Annotated in this window: 12 protein-coding genes; 4 read left to right on the plus strand and 8 right to left on the minus strand. The window is 42.1% G+C overall.

The annotated features are described in order from the left end of the window. Positions 1-140 precede the first annotated feature (140 nt). The 6 genes from BN35_RS00515 to BN35_RS00540 all read right to left on the minus strand — a co-directional run bounded on the left by BN35_RS00515 (position 141) and on the right by BN35_RS00540 (position 11091). Positions 141-4031, minus strand: a complete 3891-nt coding sequence (locus tag BN35_RS00515) for a TIM-barrel domain-containing protein (RefSeq protein WP_028901056.1) — start codon at positions 4029-4031, stop codon at positions 141-143. Between the two features lie 31 nt (positions 4032-4062). Further along, positions 4063-4611: a 5-formyltetrahydrofolate cyclo-ligase gene (locus tag BN35_RS00520; RefSeq protein WP_025072252.1), complete on the minus strand. Its 549-nt coding sequence runs from the start codon at positions 4609-4611 to the stop codon at positions 4063-4065. A gap of 55 nt (positions 4612-4666) precedes the next feature. Beyond that, positions 4667-6364 carry a S41 family peptidase gene (locus tag BN35_RS00525; protein ID WP_025072253.1) on the minus strand — a complete coding sequence of 566 codons (1698 nt, stop codon included), beginning with the start codon at positions 6362-6364 and terminating at the stop codon, positions 4667-4669. 87 nt (positions 6365-6451) lie between these two features. Next, entirely contained in the window at positions 6452-6874 is a 423-nt protein-coding gene (locus BN35_RS00530) for a deoxycytidylate deaminase (RefSeq protein ID WP_008125741.1), read from the minus strand. A 73-nt stretch (positions 6875-6947) separates the two neighbouring features. Continuing rightward, positions 6948-9026 carry a M3 family metallopeptidase gene (locus BN35_RS00535; RefSeq protein ID WP_025072254.1) on the minus strand — a complete coding sequence of 693 codons (2079 nt, stop codon included), beginning with the start codon at positions 9024-9026 and terminating at the stop codon, positions 6948-6950. Positions 9027-9918: 892 nt separating this feature from the next. Beyond that, positions 9919-11091 carry a porin gene (locus BN35_RS00540; RefSeq protein WP_025072255.1) on the minus strand — a complete coding sequence of 391 codons (1173 nt, stop codon included), beginning with the start codon at positions 11089-11091 and terminating at the stop codon, positions 9919-9921. A 271-nt stretch (positions 11092-11362) separates the two neighbouring features. On the opposite strand from BN35_RS00540, the gene BN35_RS00545 reads away from it, so the two are divergent. The 4 genes from BN35_RS00545 (at position 11363) to carB (ending at position 18593) form a co-directional block, all read left to right on the plus strand. Further along, a complete protein-coding gene (locus BN35_RS00545; protein ID WP_025072256.1) occupies positions 11363-12160 on the plus strand; it encodes a polysaccharide biosynthesis/export family protein in 798 nt (265 codons plus the stop codon). Positions 12161-12311: 151 nt separating this feature from the next. Next, positions 12312-14198 carry an amidophosphoribosyltransferase gene (locus BN35_RS00550; RefSeq protein WP_025072257.1) on the plus strand — a complete coding sequence of 629 codons (1887 nt, stop codon included), beginning with the start codon at positions 12312-12314 and terminating at the stop codon, positions 14196-14198. A gap of 82 nt (positions 14199-14280) precedes the next feature. Continuing rightward, positions 14281-15357: a glutamine-hydrolyzing carbamoyl-phosphate synthase small subunit gene (gene carA / locus BN35_RS00555; protein WP_025072258.1), complete on the plus strand. Its 1077-nt coding sequence runs from the start codon at positions 14281-14283 to the stop codon at positions 15355-15357. A 5-nt stretch (positions 15358-15362) separates the two neighbouring features. Next, a complete protein-coding gene (gene carB / locus BN35_RS00560; protein ID WP_025072259.1) occupies positions 15363-18593 on the plus strand; it encodes a carbamoyl-phosphate synthase (glutamine-hydrolyzing) large subunit in 3231 nt (1076 codons plus the stop codon). Positions 18594-18849: 256 nt separating this feature from the next. Here the strand turns inward: carB and BN35_RS00565 are convergent, their stop codons facing one another. Both BN35_RS00565 and ypfJ read right to left on the minus strand, forming a co-directional pair. Further along, positions 18850-19062: a hypothetical protein gene (locus tag BN35_RS00565; protein WP_025072260.1), complete on the minus strand. Its 213-nt coding sequence runs from the start codon at positions 19060-19062 to the stop codon at positions 18850-18852. A gap of 373 nt (positions 19063-19435) precedes the next feature. Next, the gene (gene ypfJ, locus BN35_RS00570; protein WP_025072261.1) at positions 19436-20311 is read right to left on the minus strand and encodes a KPN_02809 family neutral zinc metallopeptidase; all 876 of its coding nucleotides are present in this window, start codon (positions 20309-20311) and stop codon (positions 19436-19438) included. Positions 20312-20612: the final 301 nt, after the last annotated feature.

The raw sequence follows: 20612 nt of genomic DNA on the forward strand, positions 1-20612 counted from the left end.
GAGTTCACAAGTTTATCAGTTGACGAGTTCACAAGTTTACAAGTTGACGAGTTTTTAAGCTCTTGAGTTTTTAAGTTCATCAGTTGACGAGTTGACAAGTTTACAAGTTGACGAGTTTTTAGGTTGACAAGTAAACATTATCAGAAAGTTACGCAACCTAAGTTTCTGTCTACTAACATGCCATCGATGGCTTTTAGATTGAACGTACCCGACCTCTTTGCTTTCAACTTGATGATAAACAGTTCTACATCGCCTTCGTCCAACAAGAAGTTGTTGCCACGATTGACAAATGTTGGCGTGAGTTCTTTTTGTCCATTGGTGTGCAGACGGTCGTAGGTAAGGTTCACCATCTCTTTCATGTTCAGTAATTGTGTACCTACGTATTCGTATTCATTGGTGTTGTAGGGTAGGGCAAAGCTCAATGCATTGACGTAATGTAAGCCTTTGCCTACGACTTTCACTTCAATGATATCACCTGCTTGGAAACTTTTCTTGTTGGGAATTAATACCAATTTCCCGTCAACCTTGTCGTTAGAGTTGCGCACTCCTCCGTCCTGTTCTGTAGCTACGCATGAGATGTCATAGGCGTCAATGAGTCCGTTGCCGTTGATGTCGCCAATCTTGATGTAGTCGAAATCGCTATCGCCCTTGCGTAGTCCCGTGTAGTTCATGTACGAGGTGAGGTCGTTTTCATCGATAAACTTGTCACGATTGATGTCGCCTTGCAATGTACTTTCTGTGCCAGGCACCTTAAACACGTACATTTCTTTTCCTGAAGCGAAGTTGCCAACAGCTTTAGTGAGTTGTAGTTTAAGGTATCGAGCCTGCGGCTTTTCTTTGAATGTGAATGTTTTACATTCTCCGTCTTGTTTCCATTCAAAGGCTGTGGGATTGCTCCAGCTCTGTCGGTTGGTGGCGTAAGCGATAGTGCCTTGTAACAACGTTCCATTGCCTGCATCCTCGCGAGGCAAGTATTCTAATTTGTCAAGGGTGTTCACGGACTTTAAGTCAATGATAAGATCGGCAGGTATGGCTTCGCCCTTTCCCCACTTGGAGTGCCATGTGGTTTTCTCATCGAAGTCGAACAATTTATCCGTGCCTTGTCCTGGTTGATTGGCGCAGGTAGCTTGTGCCTTGATGCCCTTGATGGCAAATTGTAGCGGATCGGCTTTTGTTTTCCCTATGAAGTCCTGCCATTCAGAATGATTGTCTTTGTTGATAGCTCTAATTATGAACGAGTAGGTTTGTTCGGGTTGCAATCCGTTGAAAGTAAACTGGTTTTGGCGAATCGTTGAGTAAGTCATTCCATTGAACAATATCTCGTAATAGTCTGCATTGGCTGTCTTTTCCCATGTAGGTGTAAGTGAGAAGGCGCCAATTGACTTTTGTGCTATTTGTGGGAGAGGAGCCTTTAAGGAACCTGTGTGTTGAGCCAGTGTGGGTAAAGTGATGCTAAAATCAAATCCTTTAACTTTCACCACCATCTTATTTTGGCTTACATTAGTCTTGGCTATCTTTACCAATAGTTGTGGATTCTTTGTCATTTGCACGTGTTGCATTTGACTACCTGCTGTGGAGAACTGGTTTAGATTGGGTTCTTTTAGGTAAAGACAAGCATTGTCGCTGGCATCGAATTCTTGAAGATTATTTACCCATTTCAGCTTTAAGTTTCTGTTATTCACCTTTGCTGTAACCTTCTTTGGTTGCTGGCTCACATTGATGCGCAACAGTGTTTGTTTATTGGGTTCGTATCCTTTGAATGCGCCCTTGGTGGGTTCCATGGTGATGGTAAGGTTTTGTTTGCCGTCAGTCTCTGCATGAATGTCGGTGGTGACATATTCACCGCATTTGTATGCCTGTGTTTGTCCATCATCATCGTACTCTTCAAAGTGACTTTCGTTGTTGGGCGTTGCATATATTTCATAAATGCGCAAGTCCTTCTTTATTTGTGTAGGATTGTTGTTGGCATTGGTCATGGGAATGATAGCGTTGGCTTTTACAAATACTGGCAGCTTCCAAATGGGTGACTCAAAGTTATTGATAATGCATCCTCCTTGGTAAGTGTGTCCTGTAAAATAATCTACCCATTTTCCTTCAGGCAAATAAATTCGGTTACGAATGTCATTTCCCTCCTTGTCCATTTGTGTATCTTTATAAATAGGTGCAACGAGCAATGAAGGACCATACATAAATTGGTACTCTGTGCTGGTGCCGAGCGTGTAAGGGTTCGGGTCATCCAAGAACATAGCACGTATCATTGGCTTACCATCAATGGCTTGATGAGCTATAGAATAGGTGTAGGGCATGAGTTGGCTTTTCCATTTCAGGTAATGTCTGTTGATGCTTGTCGCTGGTTCACCAAGTGCATCCGGATATTTAGGATTGCTACCCCAACCGTCCATATTGAGTCCCATAGGATTGAACGTCTTCCATTGAAATTCGCGAATGTTCACAATAGGGTTTTTCCCTCCGAAGATACCATCGAGATCGGAGGTTATATTGGGCTGTCCTGACAATCCAGAGCCAATGAAAGTAGGAATGTGAAAACGAATGTACTCCCAATCACCTCCTGTTTGGTCACCGCTCCATATCGTAGCGTAACGCTGTGTTCCTGCCCAACCATCGAGTGAGATGATGAAAGGGCGTGCATTATTTCCGTAGTAAGGCATGATGTGAGCGACATCAGCCACACCATTGAGACCAAATGAGTAGCCGTTGCCCACCCATGCTACATCAGTCTTGAGTACACGTACCCCAGCATTTCGCACTTCTTTTACGATGTCACGTTGCAACAAAGGCTCAATGCCAGGTTTTGGATGCAGGTCGCTTTGTGTCCATAGTCCTATCTGTACGCCATTTGCTTTTGCATAGTCGCCAAACTTCCTCAAGTTCTCAATATTTCCATCAAGCGTGTTGGTTTGTCCGTAGCCTGCTCCGTAGCCATCGTTGGGTAAGAACCAACCTAAGGGCATATCATTTTTCACATATCTATCTATGGCAGCTCTTGCTGAGAATTGGTAATTTCCTTTCTCTCCGTTGAGACTTTCCTTGATGCCTCCGTTGTCTTTTTGGCTTTCTTTGTATGTTTTCCCATCGGGCATAAGGATGTTTCCCTTGGGGTCTTCTTTCCAATAGTCGCGGTTGTATGCGTTGAGATGTCCTTCGTAGAATCCAAACTTAGGCATCAGTACGGGGTGTCCTGTTAGTTGGTAGAAGTCATTGAGCAGTGCCACAGGTGTTTCGTCTACCATCACGAACATATCGAGGTAGGCTTCTTGATGATGTAGTTTCACTTGTTGTGGTTGTGCTGCAGCAAAATCGTATCGCCCTTGTTTGAAGGTATGCCATAGAACACCATAGCCTTTGTTACTCCAATAGAAAGGTGTCGGCGATGCTACACCTCCGTCAACCCAATTGTTGGTGTTTTCAATGGCGATACTTCGTCCTCTGTGTGAGAAGCGTCCATTTTGAACACCTCCGCCAAAGAAGTATTCATCTGTATGCGCCTTCATCGTAACAGTGGTACCTTGTGCGTTGATATCTGCCACCATGAGGTTTTCGAGAGCATTCTTTCCGTTGAGGTTATTAGTAACGTTCATCCTACCATCTCTTTTGTCAATGCTTAGTGTGACGTTACGTGTAGAGATGATGATGCTGTTTCCCTTGTCTTTTAGGGTAAAATCGGTAAGGGGCAGACGTGGATTGTTCACCAATATTTCCGCAGGTGGTGTAGCTTGTGGGTTACGAACAACGGGGTTCGTGTCGTCTCTAAAAAGACGAAAGATGTTGTTAGCGTAAAAATCAATGGTGATGTGCTTGCCGTCGGTGTCATAGACTTCTACCGTCGTTGGATTTATCTGCACGGCTCGAGACATAACTGCATTTTTGTTGGTAGACACATTTGTTTGCGCTTGCGGTGCTGTTAGTGGTTTGTTACCTGCGCAAATGGTATTGTTTTTACTTCCAGTGATGAGCAACGCTATTGCTAAGGAGTATCCTAATAAGTGTTTTTTGTTCTTTAGAATATTCATATTTTATTTTTAATAAGTCCTTTTTTGTGGGTTAGATATTATTTGTAGATACAATAACTTCGTCCATGCGGATGTCGTTTTCATCTGTGGGTACTTCGGTTACCTGTTGAAATGGAAAGCATACACCTATTTTATATAGGTGGGGCACGGTGCTCAAGAAACGATCGTAGTAGCCTTTTCCACGTCCCAATCGATTTCCTTGCTTGTCGAATGCCATGCCAGGAATGAGTGCCACATCAATTTCATCAAATGCAGTAAAGGCATCTGCCTGCGGTTCCATTATGCCAAACGGTCCTTGAGCAACTTGAGAAGATGGCTTGTAAGGGCATATTTTCAAGTCATGATCACCAACCACAACAGGCAGCAGAATGTTTTTCCCCTGCGCCAGTAGCTGTTCCATCAGGCAATGGGTGTCAACTTCGTCTGGCAAAGATGCATATAGCAAAATGGTATTGGCAGCTTTTATGCGAGGATGTTCGAGCAAAGTTGCTGTAATGGGTGTCGACATTTCGCGCAATTGTTCGGGTGTAAATGTGCGTTTTAACTGTCGTATTTGTTTTCTTAGCGTTTGTTTATCCATAACCATCATGATTTTTTTAGCCAGTTTTACTTACAAGAAGACTCGGTGTCTTCGTTTATGCTTGATATATTTGTGGCATTTGTCTTATCTCAGGCTGGCGTTGCAGCGATGTTGCTTTGGCTACTTTTTTTGCTGGAGCCTTTGGAAAGGCTGCATTGTTTCTGAAAGTCTTTAGTGCCTCCCGTATAGTTGCGTCATCTTCATTGACATACTCCAGCCACGCTTGTTCATCAAGCATATTGTAGATGATGCGACTATTGATGAATCTGTCGAGCAAATAATGAGATTTACGTATCATGAGATTGCGCCGTTTCAGTCCCTTGTCGTTTGCATAGGTGGCAAACTTGTCAACAAGGTTTTGTTTTTTAAGATAGTCTGCTAATTCCATCATCTCCTTGAAGTTGTTCAATTTAGGACGATTATCATCAGTGTAGGTAAATGCGAATTGTAAGATGAGTCCACTCATCGTGGCTTGTTTATAATACGAAGTAAAGCCAGTGGTGTCTTCAGGAACGAAGATGTCAGGCGTGATACCTCCTCCGCCATAAACTACACGTCCGTTACTGGTATGATATTTAGGACCCGTGTGTTTGATAGAGTCCTGTGAGAAGAACTCTCCGTGTTCGTATCGGCTCATCAAATCTTGTGCATAATCATCTGTTTCACCGTGTACATAGGGCTTTTGGATACATCTTCCCGAAGGAGTATAATAGCGTGCAATTGTGAGTCGAACCATACTTCCATCCGAAAACTCTATTTGTTTTTGAACTAATCCTTTACCAAACGAGCGACGTCCAATGACTGTAGCTCGGTCGTTGTCCTGCATTGCACCTGCAAATATTTCACTTGCTGAGGCTGAACCTTCATTAATCAGTACTACCAATGGCGTTTGTTTGTAACTGCCACGACCATCCGAACGAAAATCTTGTCGAGGAGATTTGCGTCCTTCGGTGTACACAATCAGTTTGTTTTTAGGTAAAAACTCATTCGCCATTTGTACTGCCGATTGTAAATAGCCGCCCGTGTTATCGCGCAAGTCAATGATTAAGTTCTGAAAGCCTGACTCTCCAAGCTTTGCTAATGCCACCAACAGCTCTGCATAGGTTGTTTCTCCAAAGCTTTTTATGCGGATATAGCCCGTTTTGTCGTCAATCATATAAGTGGCTGATACGCTCTTAATAGGGATGTCGCCACGCGTTACGACAAACGATTGCGGCTTGCTGTGTCCATATCGTAGCACTCCAATCTTTACTTTTGTGTTCTTTGGTCCCTTGAGTCGCCTCATTGCTTCTTGGTTGGTAACCGCTTTTCCAACAAAAGTCTGGTCGTCTACCATTACAATCTTATCGCCAGCCAAAATACCAGCACGTTCAGCAGGTCCGTTCTGAATGACATTTTGTACATGGATAGTATCTTGTCGTATCACAAACTGAATGCCAACACCAGAGAATGAACCTTGCAAGTCTTGATTAGCTGCTTCCACATCTTTCGCACTGATGTACACACTATGCGGGTCGAGCTCGGTTAATATCTTTGGCATTGCGTCCTCTACCAAGGAATCCAGATTAACCTTATCTACATACTGATCGTCGATGATGTGCAGTAAGTTGTTAATACGGTTGGTTCCCGTATTGATGATGCTCAATCGATTGCCAGAAAAATGGTTGGAGTAGAATGAGCCAACGATAATTCCAATGACCACACAGAGTGCCATCATGAGCGGCATAAAACGATTTGACTTCTTATTATTCATTGGTGAGTTGATGAGTTAATGAGTTGATAAGTTATTGAGTTGAGTTCTTGAGTTAATGAGTTGTTGAGTTTTTTAGTTATTAAGTTATTATTCCAAATACTCAACTTTAATATTAGCTTTCTTCAGTAAGTTAAGACCATCATCTAAACGGTATTTCTCTCCATAGACAACTCGTTTGATGCCTGCTTGGATAATGAGCTTTGCACACTCAATGCAGGGAGAGGCAGTGACATAAAGAGTTGCTCCGTCGCTGTTGTTCGAACTGCGTGCCAACTTGGTAATGGCGTTGGCTTCAGCGTGTAGCACATAGGGATGGGTAACACCTTGTTCGTCTTCACATTGATTTTCGAAACCGCTGGGGGTGCCGTTATATCCGTCGCTGATAATGCGTTGGTCCTTAACTACCAATGCGCCCACTTGTCGTCTCTGACAGTAAGAGTTCTCTGCCCAAATACGTGCCATGCGTAAATAGCGTTGATCTAATTGGTGTTGCTTGTCTTTTGTTATCATCAGATTTTATATCGCCTGTTGCAAGAGTCGTATTTCTATGACGATTCTTGCAAAGATTGTTTTGTTGTTCTGTTTATTTTTTGATACCGTTGCGCTCTAAGAGTGCATCAATGGTCGGCTCTTGTCCTCTAAATCGCTTGTAAAGTGTCATCGGATGTTCCGTGCCTCCTTTTGAAAGGATGTTTTGACGGAAACTTTCTGCCGTCTTGTGGTCAAAGATGCCGTTTTTCTTGAACACGCTGAAAGCGTCAGCATCCAGTACTTCTGCCCATTTATAACTGTAATATCCTGCCGCATAACCGCCTGCCATAATATGCGAGAATTGGGTTGTCATGCAGGTGTTTGGTAACTGCTTGCCAAGTATCGCCTTCTTCCAAGCTTCCTTTTCAAAGGGGATGATATCCTCGTGGAAGTCTTTACGCTGCGTGTAATAAGCCATATCCAACAGCCCAAAGCTCACTTGCCGCAAGCATGCCATGCCTACCATGAAGTTGCGACTCTTTCGTATTCGTTCGATGAGTTCATGAGGTATCACTTCGCCTGTCTCGTAATGGAAAGCAAAGGTCTGTAAAAACTCGGGTTCTACCGCATAATTTTCCATGAATTGCGAGGGAAGTTCTACGAAGTCCCACCACACATTGGTGCCAGACAAGCTTTCAAAGCGTGTGTTGGCAAACATGCCATGCAGTGCATGACCGAACTCGTGCAAGAATGTCTCTACTTCACCCAAAGTGAGTAGGGCAGGTTTCGTAGCGGTAGGCTTGGTAAGGTTCATGACAATCGAAGCGTGTGGCCGCACGTTCTTCCCTTTGCGGTCAATCCACTGACCCTGAAACTCCGTCATCCATGCACCGCTCTGTTTTCCTTTCCGTGGAAAGAAATCCGCATAAAGCACTGCTAAGTACGAACCATCACGATCGAACACTTCGAAAGCTTTTACATCAGGATGATATACCTTGATGTCTTTGTTCTCCTTGAACGTGATGCCATAGAGTCGGGTAGCCAATCCAAATACACCCTTAATCACATTCTCTAATTGAAAGTAAGGGCGCAACATCTCTGCATCTAAGTTGTATCGCTCCATTTGCAATTTGTGCGAATAGTATGCGGTGTCCCACGGCTGCATCTCAAATTCGCTTCCTTCTAATCGTTTTGCCAACTCTTCTAAGGACTTCTTTTCTTGCATCGCCGTAGGCTTATAGGCTTCTATCAAGTCGTTAAGAAGTTGGTACACACGGTCAGTATCAGACGCCATTCTGTGCTTCAAGATATAGTCGGCATAGGTGTCGTAGCCCAAGAGCTGCGCAATCTCACGTCTCAAGTTTACCAATTGCTGGCAAATCTTTAGATTGTTCTCCGGGTTATCGTGCGTACCTACCGTGTTGCGTGCCATGTACATTTGGTGTCGCAAATCACGCTGAGTAGAGTAGGTCATGAAAGGCGAATAACTGGGCGCATCCAACGTAAACACCCAACCTTGCAAGTTGCGCTCTTTGGCAGTGTGGGCAGCAGCGTCACGTGCCGTGTCGGGTAAACCGTCCAACTGTTTCTCGTCGGTGATATGCAGTGTATAGGCTTTGTTTTCCTTGAGTAAGTTTTGCGAGAATTGCAGTGTTAGCATGCTCGCTTCCTCCGTTAGCTTCCTTAGTTGTGCTTTCTCTTCATCGTTGAGGAGTGCACCGCTGCGTACAAAACTATCGTATGTCTTTTCGAGCAGCATTTGTTCTTCGGGTGTCAATTCACGATGATGATGGTACACCTGTTGGACACGTTCAAACAAGCGTTTGTTTAGCTGTACATCGTTGGCGTGCTTTGTCAGTATAGGACTGAGCTTCTGTGCCAGTTCATCCAATTGGTCGTTGGTCTCAGCGGATAGCATACACGAAAAAACCGTCGAAACTTTGTCTAATAAGTCATAATATTCCTCGCCCTTTGATACGTCTACACGTGCGATAGTGTTTTCAAAGGTAGGTTCTTCGGGGTCGTTAATCGTCTTTTCTATGATTTCATTGTCCCGTCGTATTCCTTCCATGAAAGCTTCTTCGTAATCCTCAAAACGTAGCTTGTCAAAAGGAAAGGTATGGTGTAATGTGTGATAAGTTTCAAAAAAAATATTCTGTCGTTTCGCTTTCTCCGTCATGCTTTCTTTCATAAACATACAATCTTCTAATAATTATTGCAAAAGTACGAAAAATATCATAACACCTAATTATAAAAATAACATTTAACAATCGTTATCACACCCGCTGTTTCGTTGGGGGATAATCTTTCTATTTTTGTACACAACGCAGAAGAAATCAACAGCGAAATTAACAGAAAAGACGGAAATGGGCGTGTGATATAAAGAAAACAACGAATGAGATGTTCTTGTGTGAAATATCTTTTGCAGCAACGTATTTTTTCTTTTGTGTTTTTCGTTGTTAAAAAAATGGGCTGTCATGATGTTATTTGATGCAGGTTTCGATGCGTATTTTGTTCGAAAAAATGACAAAAAAAGAGCTGTTTGAAAAAGATGAAATAGAGAAAAAAGATAGGTAGATGTTCAACTTTTTATGGACTTTTTGTCTCGTTTATGGTCGTTTTTTGACAAAAGCAATGGATTTATGCTGCTGAAAACATGACTTTGAGGTGTTATGACCATGCAGTAAGGGGATTAGAACATGTATCTAACGGTCTTAAAGTAATGCTTTAACAAAGAAAAAGGGCGTTTTTCGGTCATGAATTATCGCACTGTTTTCGTAGTGCGTTGATTGACAAAAAGTTACAAAACTTTCGCAAAACTCTCGTATTTTCGAGCTAAAGCAAGGTTGTTTGAAAATATGCGAGTTTTGAGACCCTTGTTGTAAAGAAAATTCAGAAATACGAATGGCTTTTTGTCTTGGTGTTCGTCATGAGCTGTGGAACAGGCAAACCAACTCGTAGTTGTTCATTGACGAAACGTTTTCCAGCGTATGCGGTCATGAAAACAGATGAAACGTTGCTAAAAAATAAATGTTCATAGTTCTTGCGAACTATGAACATTGTAGATAGAGGAGCGTCTATGCTTAGAATCTATAGTCTACCTGTATGTCAACGACAGAATAGTTGTGGCTGTCCTCTTTCAGAGAACGATCGTTGACGAGGGCATATTCTGCGCTAATGAGTAGATTTTTGGTACACCAGTAGTTCATTCCTACTTCGTATTGGGTTTTAGATTGGTTCCATTCTCCTGTAGGACGATACATGTCATAGCGTGCTTTGGCGTGAAGCTTTGATTTCACTATGGGGGCTATCACCAATGCGTAAGCACCGTCAGCTTGGTCGCCAGCCTTGTAATTGATGTTGGCATCGGTAGCCGTGGCAGCCGACTGCTCTGTCTTTGTAAAGCTCCAACCGGTAGAATGCAAATATTCTGTCCTAAATGTCCAATCGTTAACAAGGTATTCTGCCGAAAAGGCGTAACGATTTTGGCGCAAAGAACGTATGCCAGATTGTGTCTTATGCACTGGGTTACCTTTATCGTCAACCGTCATGATGGGTTGCTGATGCTCATCAACTTCGTTCCATGTTCCTTTTCTTGCGTACGTTCCCGTCCAGCCAAAGGCTCCTATTCTCAGTCCAGCAACAGGCATTACCCACATACCGCCAATAATATCTTTCTTCTGGTCGACATCTTTCATATTGATGCCCTGTCCGTTGAATACACCTATTTGATAATGAAAGAGGTTGCGTCCATGACTATTACGCAAGAAGTCGCCTTGAACTTGCAATCCTATGTCTCGTCCATTAGAGGCATGTCCGCCAGCCCTGTCGTTAAATCCTGTTAGTTTTAAGATGCTTTGGGCATAGCTCATAAAACCTTGAGCCATAGGGTGCATTGGGTTCTCAAAGCTGATAGGACGCTTGAACTGTCCGATTTTTACTCGAAAACAATCGTATTTCTGCCACTCGGCAAATGCGTCAACAATGCGAGGACTGCTCCCTAAGGAATTGGTATTGCCATTGAACTGGAGTTGTGTCTTCCAATAAAAGTCGTTTTTAATTCTTCCGTCTAAAGATAAGCGTACCATTCTGATATTAAAGGAGTTGGATTCCGCATTTTCTTGTGACCGGTATTGGTATTGAGTCATCCCATATCCAGAAAGTTTAACATTGTTGAGCCATGTTGGCATTTTGGTCTGAGCACCTGAAGAGATAGCAGTCGCTACAATCAGGGTTGTGATAAAACCTCTTTTCATAGATTGAAATCGTTAGATATTAAAATTTACAGTTTGCAAAACTAATATATTTTTTCGATTCGTGACATTTTTTTTGTTAAAATATACACATTCCATCATTTTTGTGTTGCATAGGAACGAATGAACTGACTGAAATTTTTGAAGAGAAAGGATAGCTTCGATGAAATTCTGAAGTAAGTATATTTTAATAGCAATTATTACTTAAATTATTTGTCAAATTCAAAAAATAGAGCTATTTTTGCCGTTGTTTACAAACATATAATCAAACCGTATGAAGAATTTCTTGGTCTCGGTGATTACACTTTGTGTAATTCTACTATTGGGAAGTTGTGCCAGTGGTAAGAAAGTTCCCTATTTCCAAAATATCGATGAAATTAGTTTAGCAGGGTCTAAAGGTCTCTATGATGCCAAAATTATGCCAAAAGACATGCTTACCATTACGGTAAGTACTACCGATCCGGCTGCTGCGGCACCCTTTAATCTATCGGTTGGTTCTTCGGTAGGGGGACAAGGACAGTTGTCTAATGGTGCAGGAAATCTCCAAGGATATTTGGTTGACAATGACGGAAACATCAATTTTCCCGTTATAGGCAGACTTCATGTGCAGGGATTGACGAAGACTCAATGTCAGGACTTGGTGCATAAAAAGTTGTTACCTTATATGGCAGCAACGGAAAATCCTATCGTTACGGTAAGAATGTCGAGCTACCGAGTGACTGTAACGGGTGAGGTAAACAGACCGGGAGTTATTCCTGTGTCAACCGAAAAGATGAGTGTCATCGAAGCATTGGCGCAAGCAGGAGATTTAACCGTTTACGGTAAGCGCGATAACATTATGTTGATACGTGAGGATGAGACAGGACAAAAAAGCATGGTCAGACTGAATTTGAATGATGCTAACTTGCTTAACTCTCCTTATTATTATTTACAACAAAACGATATTCTATACGTTGAACCCAACAATGTGAAAGCCAGAAACTCTGGTATTGGTCCTTCAACCACTTTATGGTTCTCCTTTGTGGGCATAGTTACTTCAGTAGCATCACTCCTGTTCAATGTATTAAGATAATTGGTGAAACGAGAAAAATGTTGAAATATAAGAATGAAGAATAGCAGAATATAATTTTGGTATTCTTCATTTTTTTACTTTATATATATTACCCAACTTCGTTGAAAGAGGTGAAAATACGAACTTATAGGAAATAAACGACAAACGATAGATGGAACCTTTAAAGCATGAGTGTGGTGTTGCAATGATTCGATTGCTCAAACCCTTAGAATATTATCAAAAGAAATATGGTACATGGCAATATGCGCTCAACAAATTGTATCTCATGATGGAGAAACAGCACAATCGAGGACAAGAGGGTGCAGGCATGGCATGTATTAAGTTGGGTTCAGAGCCTGGTTATGAACACATGTTTAGAGAGCGAGCAGAAGGGAAAAATGCTATCACCGAGATTTTTGGGCATGTTAGAAAGCAGTTTAAGGATGCTTCTGCAGCGCAATTGTCAGACATGGATTACATCAAGAAAGAGCTCCCTTTCGCCGGTGAGTTGTATATGGGGCACCTCCGTTATTCGACAACAGGCAAAAAAGGATTGTCTTATGTTCATCCTTTCATGCGTCGCAATAATTGGCGAGCCAAGAATCTATGTCTATGCGGCAACTTCAATATGACCAATATTGATGTCATTTTCGAGAAACTAAAGCAGCAAGGACAGTGTCCACGTATCTATAGCGACAGCTATCTGATGTTGGAGTACATGGGCCATCGATTGGACAGAGAGGTGGAACGCAATTATGCCAATGCGAAAGCGCAAGGACTTGAAAACATGGATATAACGCATTACATAGAAAATAATGTGAAGATGAGTAATGTGTTGAAAACAACCATGGCAGATTTTGACGGAGGATATGTGGTTTGTGGCATTACCGGCTCTGGCGAAATGTTCTCCATGCGTGACCCTTGGGGCATTAGACCTGCCTTTTATTACAAGAATGAGGAGGTCGTAGTATTGGCAAGCGAACGCCCTGTATTGCAGACAACTTTCGATTTGAGCTGTGATGATATACAAGAGTTACAGCCGGGACAAGCATTGTTAGTGAAGAGAAACGGTGATTGCTCTATCGAAAAGATTCTTGACCAGTGTGGAAATTCGCCTTGTTCTTTTGAACGAATATACTTCAGTCGTGGTTCTGACCGCGACATCTATAAGGAGCGTAAAAAGTTAGGCGAACAGTTGACGCCAGCGGTTCTTCGAGCTATCGACAACGACATTAAGCACACTGTGTTTTCTTTTATTCCAAATACTGCCGAAGTAGCTTTCTATGGCTTGCTTCAAGGTTTTAAGGAATATGTCCACCAAGATAAAATAAAGAAAATACAGAATTTAGGTCATATCCCTACCCAAGCAGAATTAGAAGATATCTTATCCGAATCAGTGCGAATGGAAAAAGTAGCTTGGAAGGATATTAAATTGCGAACGTTTATTACAGAGGGTAACTCAAGAAACGATCTTGCCTCTCACGTGTACGATATTACTTACGAGAGCTTGGTTCCTTATCAAGATAATTTGGTAATTATTGATGACAGCATTGTGCGAGGCACTACCTTGAAGGAAAGTATTCTTCGAATATTAGACCGCTTACACCCTAAAAAGATAGTCATTGTCTCCAGTGCTCCACAAATTCGTTATCCTGATTATTATGGCATAGATATGTCCAGTTTGGATGAATTTTGTGTTTTTCGCGCAGCTATTCAGTTGTTGAAAGACGAAGGAAGGGAAGAGGAAATCACCGAGATTTATCGTGCCTGTTTAGGAGAAATGCAGAAGCCTGTTGAAGAAATGCGCAATTGTGTCAGAGATGTTTATGACACTTTTTCAGTCGAGGAAATCAATAAAAAGATAGTAGAAATGCTTCGTCCAAAGGGAGTTACCACTCCTATCGAGTTGGTGTTTCAATCGATTGACGGATTGCACACAGCCATTCCAAATCATCGAGGTGATTGGTACTTCACTGGTAAATATCCAACACCTAATGGAAAGAAACTTTGTAATCAGGCTTTCATCAATTACTACGAAAGGAATTATCAGCAGAAATAAAGAAAACAAAAGCAAATGAAGTTGACTTGATGTTTGCTGAAGTATCGCATATAGCTACCATAATGATAAAATGCTCAATATAATGAAGAATGTAACGCTTGTATTATCTGATGGAACTCGTTTTCACGGGAAGTCCTTCGGATATGATGCACCAGTTGCCGGAGAGGTTGTTTTTAATACAGCAATGATGGGTTATCCAGAAAGCTTGACCGATCCCTCGTACGAAGGACAGCTTTTGACACTCACATTTCCATTGATTGGAAACTATGGTGTGCCACCTTTTTCTATTCAGGAAAATAAGATTCCTTCATTCATGGAAAGTGAGAGAATCCATGTCTCAGGTCTTATCGTGTCTGATTACAGTCAGTTTTATAGCCATTGGAATGCCGTTGAAAGCTTGGCTGACTGGTTAAAGCGAGAGAAAGTGCCCGGTATCACAGGGATAGATACTCGCCAATTAACCAAAGTATTGCGAGAACATGGCGTTATGATGGGGAAGATATTGTTTGATGATGAACCAGACAACATTCCTGAAGCAAATTATGAAGGCGTGAACTTTGTAGATAAGGTTAGTTGTAAAGAGATTATTCACTACAATGAAGGGGCAGGTAAAAAAGTTGTCTTAGTTGATTGTGGTGTAAAAGCGAATATTATCAGGTGCTTGTTGGAGCGAGGGGTAGAAGTTTTCCGAGTTCCTTGGAACTATGATTATACAGACATGGACTTCGATGGATTATTCTTAGGGAATGGTCCTGGCGACCCTAATATGTGCAATGAGGCTGTGGAAGTTCTCAAAAAACAGATGAGCAAGTCCACAAAACCTATCTGTGGTATCTGCATGGGAAACCAACTGTTGGCAAAAGCCAGTGGAGCCAGTATATATAAGTTAAAGTATGGACATCGTTCGCACAATCAACCCGTGAGGTTGGTGGGTACAAATCATTGCTACATTACCAGTCAAAATCATGGATATGCCGTGAATGGAAAGACCTTAGGCAGTGACTGGGAAGAATTATTTGTGAACATGAATGATGGAAGTAACGAGGGGATTCGCCACAAAACCAATCCTTGGTTCTCATCACAGTTCCATCCTGAGGCATGTTCGGGACCCGTGGATACGGAGTTTATGTTTGATAAGTTTATAGAAACATTAAAGTAAGAGACATGAAAGACGAAAATATAAAAAAGGTACTATTACTGGGTTCTGGCGCTTTGAAGATTGGCGAAGCAGGCGAGTTTGATTATTCTGGTTCGCAAGCATTAAAGGCTCTTCGTGAAGAGGGTATCCAAACGGTACTCATTAATCCTAATATTGCCACGGTGCAAACTTCTGAAGGGGTTGCTGATAAAATTTATTTCTTGCCAGTTCAGCCCTATTTTGTGGAGCGTGTCATCGAAAAAGAGCGTCCTGATGGCATCTTGTTGTCTTTTGGTGGACAGACTGCATTGAACTGTGGAGTTGAACTTTATAAGAAAGGAATCTTAGAAAAGCACCATGTTCGTGTTCTCGGAACTCCTGTACAAGCGATTATTGATACCGAAGATCGTGAGTTGTTTGTAGAGAAACTCAACGAAATTGATGTAAAAACCATTAAGAGTGAGGCATGTGAAAACATCGAACAGGCACGGCATGCAGCAAAGACATTAGGTTATCCTGTCATTATTAGAGCCGCATACGCATTAGGTGGATTAGGTAGTGGGTTCTGTGATAACGAAGAAGAACTGAACAAACTTGCGGAAAAAGCCTTTGCCTTCTCTCCTCAAGTCTTGGTAGAGAAGAGCTTAAAGGGTTGGAAAGAGATAGAATATGAAGTGGTTCGCGACCGTTATGACAACTGTATCACGGTTTGTAACATGGAAAATTTCGACCCATTAGGCATCCATACGGGTGAATCTATCGTGATTGCTCCGTCGCAAACGTTGACCAATAGTGAGTATCACAAGCTCCGTGCTTTGTCAATCAAGATTATTCGACACATTGGTATTATTGGTGAATGTAATGTTCAATATGCTTTCGACCCAGAAAGTGAAGATTACAGGGTCATTGAAGTGAATGCGCGTCTCAGCAGAAGTTCTGCCTTGGCAAGCAAAGCCACTGGTTATCCTTTGGCTTTTGTCGCTGCTAAACTGGGCATGGGTTATGGACTTTTCGACCTTAAAAATTCAGTCACTAAAACAACCAGTGCGTTCTTCGAACCAGCTCTCGACTATGTAGTATGTAAAATTCCACGTTGGGATTTATCTAAGTTCCGTGGGGTAGACAAGGAGTTGGGGTCTTCGATGAAGTCGGTTGGTGAGGTGATGGCAATTGGTCGTAACTTTGAAGAGGCGATACAGAAAGGTCTTCGTATGATAGGGCAGGGCATGCACGGCTTTGTGGAAAACAAAGAGCTGGAAATAGAGAATATAGATGTTGCCTTGCGTGAACCGACCGATAAGCGTGTCTTCATCATTTCCAAAGCCATGCACAAAGGCTATACGGTGGATCAGATTCACGAATTGACGAAAATTGATAAGTGGTTCCTCCAAAAACTGAAGCATATTATCGATATAGATGAAGCGTTGAAGAGTTGTACCAGTATCAACGTGCTGGATAAGACCTTGTTGCGTAATGCAAAAGTGTACGGTTTCACCGATTTCCAAATCGCACGTGCCGTTGGTTTGGAGGATGAAATGGCAAACATGCACCAAGCCATGTTGGTGGTGAGAAATCTTCGTAAGCAGTATGGCATATTGCCCGTTGTGAAACAGATTGACACGTTGGCTGCCGAATATCCAGCTCAAACAAACTATCTCTATATGACCTATTCTGGTGTGAGCCATGATATAAGCTATGAACAAGACAAACGTTCCATCGTTGTCCTTGGTTCGGGGGCTTATCGCATCGGTAGTTCGGTGGAGTTTGACTGGTGTGGCGTTCAGGCTTTGCACACCATACGTCGTGAGGGATACCGCTCTGTGATGATCAATTATAACCCAGAAACGGTTTCTACAGATTACGATATGTGCGACCGCCTGTACTTTGATGAACTGACTTTTGAACGAGTAATGGACATCATCGACTTAGAAATGCCGCATGGAGTTATCGTATCAACGGGTGGACAGATACCTAACAACCTCGCTATGAGGCTCGATGAGCAGCATGTCCCTATCCTTGGAACAGCGGCAAGAGATATTGATAACGCAGAAGATAGGGCTAAATTCTCGTCTTTGTTGAATGAGCTTGGCATCAATCAACCCGAGTGGAGAGCCCTCACTTCGATGGATGATATTAATGAGTTTGTCGAAAGAGTAGGCTTCCCCGTCTTGGTTCGTCCGTCTTATGTCCTTTCTGGGGCAGCTATGAACGTATGTTCTAATAAAGAAGAGTTAGAGAGATTTCTCAAGTTGGCAGCGAATGTCAGTGAAGACCACCCCGTTGTGGTGTCTAAATTTATAGAGTATGCCAAAGAAATAGAAATGGATGCTGTTGCGATGAATGGGGAGATTATGGCTTATGCCATCTCCGAACACATTGAGTTTGCAGGCGTTCATTCAGGAGATGCAACCATTCAGTTCCCGCCTCAAAAGCTATATGTAGAAACAGTGAGGAGGATTAAGCGAATCAGTCGGCAAATTGCGAAGGCTCTGCACATCAACGGACCTTTCAATATTCAGTTCATGGCTCGTGAAAATGACATCTTAGTCATTGAATGTAACTTGCGAGCATCGCGTTCTTTCCCATTTGTCAGCAAGGTGTTGAAGCTCAATCTAATTGATTTAGCAACAAAAATCATGTTGGGAGCCAATGTGGAAAAACCTCAAAAGAATCTGTTTGATTTAGATTATGTAGGTATCAAGGCTTCTCAATTCTCATTTAATCGCTTGCAAAAGGCGGACCCTGTCTTGGGTGTCGATATGTCTTCTACCGGCGAGGTGGGTTGTTTGGGCGATGATACCAATCAAGCACTGCTGAAAAGTATGTTGAGTGTGGGACATCGCATCCCTCAACATTCCGTATTGTTGTCGACAGGAGGCGCCAAACAGAAAGCGGAAATGCTGGATGCTGCCAAGATGTTGAAGGCTCATGGCTATGAGTTGTATGCCACAGGTGGCACAAGTCAGTATCTAAGTGATAACGGTATTGAAAACACCACAGTGTATTGGCCCAGTGAAGAGGGAAAGGAGCCGCAAGCACTTTCGCTACTTCATGAGAAGAAAATTGATATGGTGGTGAATATCCCCAAGGACTTGTCGCCTCGCGAGTTGACCAATGGTTATAAAATTCGCCGAGCTGCTATCGACTTAAATGTTCCTTTGATTACCAATAGTCGATTGGCAAGTGCTTTTATTTCAGCCTTTTGCACACTCAGCTTGGATGATATTGATATCAAAGCTTGGGACGAATATAAATAAATGCACTGCGTAAACATCGAATTGTTCGAAGCGACCATTCGATAATGTTGCGATGAGAGGATGTAGACTGAATGGATGACACCGTGTTGTTGTCCATCATCTACATCCTCTCATTTGTTGAACTCTACTGAATATGATTCGGCAGTCCTGCGATAAGCAACTCTTGCTTAGCATCTTGACTGTTCAAGTAAGGACACAAAAAAACCATTACTCCCGAAAGAGTAATGGTTGTTCTCTCAATTTTTGTTCGTATTGATTACTGAGCGTTAGCTACTGAATCAACAGCACCTGTAACTGAGTCAACAGTTGCTGCAGCAGCAGAGTCAGCTGCTACCATAGCAGAGTCTACTACAGAGTCAGCTGTTGCTTCCAAAGAGTCAACAGCAGCGTCTGTTTGACTTGTTTTGTTACCACAAGATGCGAATGAGATAGCTGCTACAGCTACGAACATTAAAACTAATTTCTTCATTTCTTTGCTTTTTTAATCTGTAAAACAATCATTTGTTTATTAAAACATTGCAAAGGTAAGGTTTTTTTTGATACGTGATATAGCTTTTTGTGATTTTTTTTCTTTTTAACTGTAACTTTTTTGTAATATGCTATCTACCAATTACTTGCAGCGAGTAAAAATATGTTAAATATTTATTTCTTTTGTTTGTCTCTACTCATTTTAGCGTTATATCAACGATTTTTTTGTGCAAGTTCGCTGCTTGATGGTGTTGTTTTTGTGGATATATGGTGCTATTTCCTTGTGTCAACAGTCTTATAACTGTGAATTATCCATCCTCACGCAATGCTTCAAGGGATATATATATAAGGTGTACTTCTTTTTAAGCTTTTATTTATAATTCGCTTTCGGGCACATTAAACGTGCTGATGTTCATATCTCCTTTTTCTAATCCCAATTTTAGCCACTTCATCCGTTGAGCACTTGTGCCATGCGTGAACGATTCTGGTTGGACATATCCTTGTGCTTTCTTTTGCAGGTAGTTGTCCCCAATCTTTTCGGCACAATTGATCGCCTCTTCAATATCCCCATCTTCTAACGAATTATATTCGGCATCATCGTGATGCGCCCACACACCAGCATAGTAATCTGCCAACAGTTCCAGTCGTACACTGATACGATTGGCATCAACCTTATTCGAGCGACTCATTTGTTGATGTGCCTCGCCAAGCGTCCCCAACAAATATTCTACATGATGTCCAACCTCATGCGCAATGACGTAAGCATAAGCAAAATCTCCACTGGCACCGAGTTGCCGCTTCATACTGGTAAAGAAAGATAGGTCGATGTATAACTTTTGGTCGCCCGAGCAATAAAATGGACCGGCAGCAGAAGAGGCTGAACCGCACGCACTATTCACTCTGTCGGTGAAAAGCACCAATGTCGGTGGGGTATAGGTACGTCCCATTTCCTGAAACACTTTACTCCAAACATCCTCGGTACTTGCCAAGATTTGTCTTGAAAACTTTGCCAGCTCTTCCTCCTCAGCAGTAAATTCTCTCTGTTGTGGAGCAACTTCTTCGCGAAGGGTATTGAGTCCACCTTGTTGAATCACATTTCCCACAATGTCACCAATGCCACCACCCTGCATAAGGGTGAATAAAGCGATTAACACAATACCTCCGATACCTCCAATACCAGCCTTGGTTCTTGTACTCATTCCTCTTCGGTCTTCCACATTATTGCTTTCTCTGCGTCCGTTTAATTTCATTGTAATTTATTTTTTATAGCTTTACCTTCTAAAATATTTCTACAAATATACGCATTTATTTGCTTTTTTGGTGCAATTTAGGGGAAAAAATAAGCTCACCGCTCGTGGCGCTTTCATTTATATAAGGTGGCTCCTTCTTGGCAAAGGTGTACGTTACTTTTGTCTTGAAATTTTACCAAAAATCGACCATTGAAAATCTTCAAAATAGAAAAAATCAATAGGCAAATGTGCTACAAAAATGTGATGATTTGAGCAAAATAAATGCCTTTTTAAGTTGAAACATTGATTTAAATGGTCTTAG

The sequence above is a fragment of the Hoylesella timonensis 4401737 = DSM 22865 = JCM 15640 genome (genome assembly GCF_000455445.1).
Classification (GTDB): Bacteria; Bacteroidota; Bacteroidia; order Bacteroidales; family Bacteroidaceae; genus Prevotella; species Prevotella timonensis.